Annotated in this window: 2 protein-coding genes and 1 pseudogene; 1 reads left to right on the plus strand and 2 read right to left on the minus strand. The window is 50.0% G+C overall.

What is annotated here, in order from left to right; all coding sequences use genetic code 11:
* Positions 1–14: 14 nt before the first annotated feature.
* A pseudogene (locus KDK19_RS24405) lies at positions 15–440 on the plus strand (amidohydrolase family protein); the annotation flags it as partial.
* Here the strand turns inward: KDK19_RS24405 and KDK19_RS24410 are convergent.
* Positions 348–686: an ureidoglycolate lyase gene (locus KDK19_RS24410; RefSeq protein ID WP_368736462.1), complete on the minus strand. Its 339-nt coding sequence runs from the start codon at positions 684–686 to the stop codon at positions 348–350. The pseudogene KDK19_RS24405 and the gene KDK19_RS24410 overlap by 93 nt on opposite strands.
* Positions 687–796: 110 nt before the next feature.
* On the minus strand, positions 797–1193 hold a 397-nt coding region (uraH, locus tag KDK19_RS12875; RefSeq protein WP_257292123.1), incomplete at its 5' end, for a hydroxyisourate hydrolase.

The raw sequence follows: 1193 nt of genomic DNA on the forward strand, positions 1-1193 counted from the left end.
GTGGGAGACCCGCTATGACGAGCACTGTCAATACACCTCCTGTTTTCTGGCGCGCTTGCGTACTCCACTTTCTGGATGATCCCGATAAGGGAGCACAAAGCTGGGAATACTTTGACGACGGTGGATTACTGGTTGAGTCAGGTTGTATCAAGGCCTGCGGCCCTGCCGAAACGTTATTGAAACAGCTGCCGGAAGGCTGTGAAATCAGAGACCTCTCTGGCAAGCTGATAGTTCCGGGATTTATAGACACTCATGTGCATTACCCCCAACTGGAAGTCATGGCAGGCTGCGGAGTACAACTGCTCGACTGGCTGGAACAGTACACTTTTCCTGCTGAAGCCCGCTTTTCAGATCCTGAATACGCCAGAGACATTGCAGAATTGTTTCTGGATCAATGCCTGAACAATGGAACCACTACAGCACTGGTGTTCGGCACAGTGGCGCCTCAATCGGTGGATGCTTTCTTTGAAGCTGCGCAGAAGCGCAATATGCGTGTGGTAAATGTGAATGGCCACCTCACCTTCGGCATCGGTTTGAACCCGGGTGAGGTCGTTGAACTTACGACAGCGGCCCTGATTGATGATCATGGCGTCACCACAGGCTTCGATCACATCGCCGAAAGGCTTGAAAGCTTCAGCAGACAGGGGCTCTACAGGGAGAGCCCGGGTGGTTAACGTGGTTGGCATAGGCCAATGCCTCTTGGTCTTTATTTTTGTTAGCTCAGGGCTTTTTTTCTCAGCTCAGGGCTGTGTAACATTAGTTATGTTTGACAATTATTTTCGTCAAAGAGTGAGAATCAACTCCCTCTGTAAGTCGAATAACCAAAGGGAGAAATCAGCAATGGCACATGGTGATGACGATCATCATTGACTTCAAAAATGACCGAGACTTCCGGATAAAAGCATTTCTGCTCCAGCCGGTTAAAGTAATTCTGAATCGCAAAGTCCAGCTTATAAATGCCTTCAGGAAGGTTTACTTCGTCCGTTGCCAGACTGTTTATTCGTCCGTCATTGTCTGTTGTGCCCTGCCCTACCGCTATCCAGCTGTCTTCAACCTGTTTGTAGAGCCTGACAGGAACCTGATCGGCAGGGTGGCCAAGAGCCGTGTCGAGGATATGAGTGCTGATCCCGGTCATAAAATCACTCCTTCTGTGGACAAAGAGGTGCTGTCGAGCATTTTGCGCAGGCGGATAC

The organism is Endozoicomonas sp. ONNA1, assembly GCF_024606325.1.
Lineage (GTDB): Bacteria > Pseudomonadota > Gammaproteobacteria > Pseudomonadales > Endozoicomonadaceae > Endozoicomonas_A.